The sequence below is a fragment of the Paenibacillus sp. J22R56 genome (assembly GCF_056269375.1).
The window spans coordinates 377015-383014 of the sequence record NZ_JBWDNV010000010.1 but is presented as its reverse complement, the minus strand read 5'-3'; the positions used below and the strand labels follow the sequence as shown (position 1 = coordinate 383014).

At 45.1% G+C, this 6000-nt stretch carries 4 protein-coding genes, 16 tRNA genes and 1 rRNA gene; all 21 read left to right on the top strand.

Annotated features, from left to right (window positions below):
• A 23S ribosomal RNA gene (locus tag AC0YNT_RS24640) occupies positions 1 to 111 on the top strand; the annotation flags it as partial.
• A gap of 84 nt (positions 112 to 195) precedes the next feature.
• A tRNA-Asn gene (locus AC0YNT_RS24635) sits at positions 196 to 271 on the top strand.
• A 3-nt stretch (positions 272 to 274) separates the two neighbouring features.
• Positions 275 to 365: transfer RNA gene (locus tag AC0YNT_RS24630), tRNA-Ser, on the top strand.
• A gap of 36 nt (positions 366 to 401) precedes the next feature.
• Positions 402 to 476: transfer RNA gene (locus AC0YNT_RS24625), tRNA-Glu, on the top strand.
• Positions 477 to 556: 80 nt separating this feature from the next.
• Positions 557 to 632: transfer RNA gene (locus tag AC0YNT_RS24620), tRNA-Val, on the top strand.
• Positions 633 to 648: 16 nt separating this feature from the next.
• Positions 649 to 725, top strand: a tRNA-Met gene (locus AC0YNT_RS24615).
• Positions 726 to 761: 36 nt separating this feature from the next.
• Positions 762 to 838: transfer RNA gene (locus tag AC0YNT_RS24610), tRNA-Asp, on the top strand.
• A 15-nt stretch (positions 839 to 853) separates the two neighbouring features.
• Positions 854 to 929, top strand: a tRNA-Phe gene (locus tag AC0YNT_RS24605).
• 24 nt (positions 930 to 953) lie between these two features.
• Positions 954 to 1029: transfer RNA gene (locus tag AC0YNT_RS24600), tRNA-Thr, on the top strand.
• A 9-nt stretch (positions 1030 to 1038) separates the two neighbouring features.
• Positions 1039 to 1122, top strand: a tRNA-Tyr gene (locus AC0YNT_RS24595).
• 5 nt (positions 1123 to 1127) lie between these two features.
• Positions 1128 to 1201 (top strand) — tRNA-Trp (locus AC0YNT_RS24590).
• 22 nt (positions 1202 to 1223) lie between these two features.
• Positions 1224 to 1299 (top strand) — tRNA-His (locus AC0YNT_RS24585).
• A 29-nt stretch (positions 1300 to 1328) separates the two neighbouring features.
• Positions 1329 to 1404: transfer RNA gene (locus tag AC0YNT_RS24580), tRNA-Gln, on the top strand.
• A gap of 5 nt (positions 1405 to 1409) precedes the next feature.
• Positions 1410 to 1484 (top strand) — tRNA-Gly (locus AC0YNT_RS24575).
• Between the two features lie 10 nt (positions 1485 to 1494).
• Positions 1495 to 1568, top strand: a tRNA-Cys gene (locus AC0YNT_RS24570).
• A gap of 17 nt (positions 1569 to 1585) precedes the next feature.
• A tRNA-Arg gene (locus AC0YNT_RS24565) sits at positions 1586 to 1662 on the top strand.
• A gap of 12 nt (positions 1663 to 1674) precedes the next feature.
• Positions 1675 to 1756, top strand: a tRNA-Leu gene (locus tag AC0YNT_RS24560).
• 160 nt (positions 1757 to 1916) lie between these two features.
• Positions 1917 to 3383, top strand: coding sequence for a spore germination protein (locus AC0YNT_RS24555; RefSeq protein WP_475806964.1), 1467 nt, complete (start codon positions 1917 to 1919; stop codon positions 3381 to 3383).
• An 11-nt stretch (positions 3384 to 3394) separates the two neighbouring features.
• Positions 3395 to 4597, top strand: a complete 1203-nt coding sequence (locus tag AC0YNT_RS24550) for a Ger(x)C family spore germination protein (RefSeq protein WP_475806963.1) — start codon at positions 3395 to 3397, stop codon at positions 4595 to 4597.
• Positions 4598 to 4599: 2 nt separating this feature from the next.
• Positions 4600 to 4833, top strand: coding sequence for a hypothetical protein (locus tag AC0YNT_RS24545; RefSeq protein WP_475806962.1), 234 nt, complete (start codon positions 4600 to 4602; stop codon positions 4831 to 4833).
• A 12-nt stretch (positions 4834 to 4845) separates the two neighbouring features.
• Complete coding sequence (locus tag AC0YNT_RS24540; protein ID WP_475806961.1) at positions 4846 to 5940, top strand: GerAB/ArcD/ProY family transporter; 1095 nt, start codon at positions 4846 to 4848, stop codon at positions 5938 to 5940.
• Positions 5941 to 6000 lie beyond the last annotated feature (60 nt).

Here is a 6000-nt window from a genome sequence, read left to right as displayed (position 1 = left end):
AGATTTCCCAATTAGTAAGACCCCTTGAAGACGACGAGGTTGATAGGTTCGGGGTGGAAGCACAGCAATGTGTGGAGCTGACGAATACTAATCGGTCGAGGGCTTATCCTAAAAGACTTATGACTAGTGCATAAGCATTGCTTAAGGAATTCATTCATTCGCATCCAGTTTTCAAGGCGCAAGCTTTGAATATATTCCCTGATAGCTCAGTTGGTAGAGCACTCGACTGTTAATCGAGTTGTCACAGGTTCGAGTCCTGTTCGGGGAGCCATATAGAGAGGTGTCCGAGTGGTCGAAGGAGCACGATTGGAAATCGTGTAGGCTCTAACCGGGTCTCGAGGGTTCGAATCCCTTCCTCTCTGCCATAATACTTTATAAGTAATATGGGTGGTTATTATTAAGGCCCGTTGGTCAAGTGGTTAAGACACCTCCCTTTCACGGAGGTAACAGGGGTTCGAGTCCCCTACGGGTCACCATTTATAAAAAAAGTTTTAAAAAAAGTTCTTGTAAAGACGATTTCAATATGATATGATATAAAAGTCGCTCGAGAGAATATGGAGGCTTAGCTCAGCTGGGAGAGCATCTGCCTTACAAGCAGAGGGTCGGGGGTTCGAACCCCTCAGCCTCCACCATATAATACTTCGATGACGCGGGGTGGAGCAGCTCGGTAGCTCGTCGGGCTCATAACCCGAAGGCCGCAGGTTCAAATCCTGCCCCCGCAACCAAAACTTTATCTTCGGTTTTTACCGAGAATACGATGTGGAGCTGTGGTGTAGTGGCCTAACATGCCTGCCTGTCACGCAGGAGACCGCGGGTTCGAATCCCGTCAGCTCCGCCATTTAATCAAACATCAGGCTCGGTAGCTCAGTCGGTAGAGCAGAGGACTGAAAATCCTCGTGTCGGCGGTTCGATTCCGTCCCGAGCCACCATGTTAGATGGTGAAATATGAATATGCCGGTGTAGCTCAGTTGGTAGAGCAACTGACTTGTAATCAGTAGGTCGAGGGTTCGACTCCTTTCGCCGGCACCATAGTTTTTTGGAGGGCTAGTGAAGTGGCTAAACACGGCAGACTGTAAATCTGCTCCTTCGGGTTCGGTGGTTCGAATCCATCGCCCTCCACCATTTTTAGGGGCATAGTTTAAAGGTAGAACAAAGGTCTCCAAAACCTTTGGTGTGGGTTCAATTCCTGCTGCCCCTGCCAGATAAAATTTAAAGTGAATATGGCGGTCGTGGCGAAGGGGTTAACGCACCAGTCTGTGGCTCTGGCATTCGTGGGTTCAAGTCCCATCGATCGCCCCATTATTACTTTAAATGAACTAAAAAATTGTTGGGGATTAGCCAAGTGGTAAGGCAACGGACTTTGACTCCGTCATTCCAAAGGTTCGAATCCTTTATCCCCAGCCATTTATGCGGAAGTGGCTCAGCGGTAGAGCATCGCCTTGCCAAGGCGAGGGTCGCGGGTTCGATTCCCGTCTTCCGCTCCAATAATTGTATGGCGCCATAGCCAAGTGGTAAGGCAGAGCTCTGCAAAAGCTCTACCCCCAGTTCGAATCTGGGTGGCGCCTCCACAATTTCATGAAATTTTGTGCCCTTAGCTCAGCTGGATAGAGCGTTTGACTACGAATCAAAAGGTCAGGAGTTCGAATCTCTTAGGGCACGCCATATTTACCAAATGCCGGTGTGGCGGAATGGCAGACGCGCGCGACTCAAAATCGTGAGGGAAACCGTGGAGGTTCGAGTCCTCTCACCGGCACCATACTTTAAAATTACAACGCTGATTGCAGATTCTTGCAGTCAGCGTTTTTGCTTTAAAAAGAAGTGCTTAAGATCTTAAGCACTTCTTTGTTTTGTTTATCGACTAGGTTCTTTGACCATACTGAAAGGTATCTGAAAATGCGAAGAGGTCGGTAGACAGCATGAAACAGCCATTTGATATTCCGGCGATTAAAGTGATGCTTGCCAAAAGCGCGGATGTTGTTTGTCGTGAATTTAGGATAGGCAAAGATGGCGCAAACATAGTTGCAATTTTGTTTTACACAGATGGACTAGTAGATACGAAGGCGATTCAGGATTTTATTCTTGAGACGCTGATGATTGAAGTTGATAAAACCGATTTGATCTCCAATAGGTTAAAAGATTACATAACTGCCGGAGATATCTCGACGGTTGAAGATACGGAGATGCTGTATCATCATCTATTTTCCGGACATGCAATTTTACTGTTGAATCGAGGGTCTTTATGTTATTCCATTGGTATGTACGCAGCCAAGGGAAGAGAAGTAGCAGATTCAATTGGAGAAACGGTGATCCGTGGACCAAAGGAAGCTTTTACAGAAACGATCCGGATAAATACGGCATTAATAAGACGTAAAATCAAAAACCCCAATCTGTGGCTGGAGAACAGACAGATCGGGAAAATAACGAAAACAGATGTTTCGATTATGTATATCAATGGAATTGTAAACGATTCGCTTGTGCAGGAAGTAAGGGACAGATTAGATCAAATCGATATTGATGGTATTTTGGAAAGCCAGTATATTGAAGAGTTGATTCAAGACGATATCTATACTCCCTTCCCTACGATGTACAACACGGAGCGGCCGGATGTGATAGCAGCTGAACTGTTGGAAGGGAAAGTTGCGATCTTAGTGGATGGGACTCCTCATGTTCTTATCGTTCCAGCCTTGTTTATCTCATTTCTGCACTCGGCGGAAGATTATTATCAGCGTGCGGATATTAGTTCGCTGCTGCGGATGCTGCGATTTGTTGGCATATTCATCGCGCTGCTTGGGCCTTCGCTATATATTGCGATTACTACGTTTCATCAGGAAATGCTGCCCACTCCCTTGCTCATTAGTTTAGCGGCTCAGAGAGAGGGGATTCCTTTTCCAGCGTTGATTGAAGCATTAATGATGGAGATTACGTTCGAAGTGCTGCGTGAGGCTGGGATTCGTATGCCTAGGCCTATAGGTCAAGCCATCTCCATTGTTGGGACACTCGTTATCGGCCAAGCAGCTGTTGAGGCGGGGATTGTATCAGCTGCGATGGTTATCGTTGTGTCGATTACGGCGATTTCCAGCTTTGTAGTGCCTTCTATTAATATGTCGATCTCGATACGGATGATCCGTTTCATCATTATGGGGCTAGCTGCCTCATTTGGACTTTATGGTATTGTGATTGGTATTCTGGCTCTTATTTTGCACCTATGCAGCTTGCGATCGTTTGGAATTCCATACATGACCCCATTTGGACCCTATAATGCAGATGCCAAGAGGGATACGATATTCCGTTTGCCTTTCTGGGCGATGAAGACACGTCCACGATTAGTCAGCCAGAAGAATGTAACGCGTAACAAAACAAAGCCTCCGGGCCCAAATCGGTAGGTGAAGGAATAATGAAACAGAGAACATTAGCCTTTCTGCTTCTACTGCCTTTACTTCTCACTATCACAGGCTGTTGGAACCGGCGAGAACTGAATGACCTGGCCATCGCGGTGGGTCTTGGCTTCGATAAGGTGGGTGACCAGTACCTAGTGTCCGTGCAGGTTGTAGATCCGGGAGAAGTCGCTTCTAATAAAACCTCTGGAGCAAGGACACCAGTAACGATGTATCAGGCAAAAGGACAAACCATATTCGAGGCGATGCGTAAGATTACAACGGTGTCGCCAAGGAAAATATATAATTCCCATCTTCGTATTCTTGTCATTCAAGAAGACCTGGCAAGAGAAGGAGTAAATGATGTTCTTGATTATGTATCTCGTAATCATGAGCATCGTACTGACTTTTTTATTGTTGTTGCAAGGAAGACGAGTGCAGCCAGCACGCTTAAAGTTCTAACTCATCTGGAGGCTATCCCGGCAAATCAAATGTATTATTCTTTAAGTGCTTCGCAAAAAGCTTGGGCGCATACGTCTACTATGACGCTTGATATGCTGATTAGAGACATTGTCAGCGAAGGTAAAAATCCTGTTTTAACCGGAATTCGATATACGGGTCCTCAAGAGGTAGGTATGAGCAAGCAAAATGTTGAAGAGATCTCATCACCAGCAGAGCTGATGTACACAGGACTTGGAGTGTTCAGGAAAGAGAAGCTGATTGGATGGTTGTCAGAGGAAGACAGCAGAAGCTATTCGTTCATCCACGATGATATTGACAGCACTGTTCTTGTTATTCCTTGTCCAACAGGCGGAAAGTTATCTCTTGAGGTAATCCGTTCTCAAACAAAGATAAAGCCAAGTTTAACTGCAGATAATCCGGCAATTAAACTGGCTACTCGAACAGAGGTCAATATAGGGGAAGTGAAGTGCCGGATTGATTTGACGAAGCAGAATACGATTAATGAGCTTCAAACCATTGCAAGTGAGCAACTTCAGAAAAGTATGGAAAAGGCCATAAAAAAGGTACAGCAGTCATATGGAACCGATATTTTTGGTTTTGGAGAGGCGTTCCATCGATCCTACCCTAAATATTGGCATAAGGTCAGCGGGCAATGGGATACTGTTTTTCCAAGTCTTCCTGTTACCGTGAAGGTGGAGCTGTATATCCGAGAAATAGGCACATTAAATAACTCATTTATGGAGCAGAAGCAAAGGGAGTAAATATGTGGAGCATTATTGGTATTCTCATTATCACCGCAGCGATTATTGCCTATGAGGTTCCGAAGCTGATCAAGAGAAGATCAATCCGTGATGGTGTTGTATTCGGAATCCTGATTGTGATTGGCTGTACAGCGGCTGTACTCAGAAGTTTACATGTGGATCTGCCAAATCCCATAACAGGTATTAATGCTGTGTTTAAACCGCTTGGCAGTATGATTTATGAATCATTCAAATGAGGGATGCCGGACATGCTGGAAAAAGGAAAAATAAGCGCACGCCAATTTACCATATTGGTATTTCTCTTTATGATTGGCACGTCTATCTTGATCGTTCCCTCAATGGTTGTTAGTCTTACAAAGCAGGATGGCTGGATTTCTGTAGTAATTGGGCTCGTCTTAAGCATGCTTTCCGTATTGTTGTACTATGCTCTCGCGGCTCGATATCCGGATAAAACCTTAGCCGAGTATTGTGAGCTTATTTTAGGAAAATGGCTGGGAAAGTTGGTTTCTCTCTTTCTTATGTCGTATATCTTTTTACTAACGGCTCTCTTGCTACGTGTTGTGGGCAACTTTATGACGACGGAGATTATGCCGGAGACGCCCATTGAAGTCATTCACATCCTTATCGTAGCTGTGGTGATCTACGCGGTCAGGCTGGGAATTGAGACCTTCAGCCGCACTTCAGAGATTATGCTGCCGGTCATCCTCGTTCTGTTTCTTTTATTTGCCGTTTTACTGCTGAAAGAAATCGATATGGAACGGATTCAACCCGTTATGGAGTGGGGCATGAAGCCGGTACTGCTGGCTTCTTTTTATTTTTTTAGTCTTCAGGAGCTTGTGGTCTTCCTGATGCTTGTTCCTTATGTGAATCGGATAGATAAGGTTAGACGGAGCTGGATGATGGGGACTATGCTTGGGGGAGTGGTTCTATTAGTGTCCATTCTACTATGTATTCTGGTTTTGGGCAGTGATTTTACTGCACGTAACATGTATCCGACTTATACCCTGGCGAAGCAGATCAATGTCGCAAACTTTTTGCAAAAGGTGGAGTCCGTAATTGCTGTTATATGGTTGATTACGATTTTTTTCAAAATTACAATCAGCTATTATGCAGCTATTCTAGGTACGGCACAATCGCTAGGCTTAAAGGATTATCGTACGTTGACGCTGCCACTTGGCATCATTCTGGTGGTGCTGTCGATTGTTGTGTACAAAAATATTGTAGACTATATCGAATTTACGCCGAGGGTATGGTCGGTTTATGCAATGGTTTCTATGGTTGTTATTCCTTTGCTTCTTCTGCTTGTTGATCTTATTCGATCCAAGTTGAAACCAAGCACTTAGCGCGGGTTCCCTCGATGGAATCGGCGTTTTTTGTCTATTTGACCCTTGAGGCGGAAGCGC

What these genes read in the sequence shown, in the direction of transcription:
- AC0YNT_RS24555 (WP_475806964.1), top strand. Translation starts at nt 1,917, where the DNA reads ATGAAACAGCCATTTGATATTCCGGCGATTAAAGTGATGCTTGCCAAA.
- AC0YNT_RS24550 (WP_475806963.1), top strand. Translation starts at nt 3,395, where the DNA reads ATGAAACAGAGAACATTAGCCTTTCTGCTTCTACTGCCTTTACTTCTC.
- AC0YNT_RS24545 (WP_475806962.1), top strand. Translation starts at nt 4,600, where the DNA reads ATGTGGAGCATTATTGGTATTCTCATTATCACCGCAGCGATTATTGCC.
- AC0YNT_RS24540 (WP_475806961.1), top strand. Translation starts at nt 4,846, where the DNA reads ATGCTGGAAAAAGGAAAAATAAGCGCACGCCAATTTACCATATTGGTA.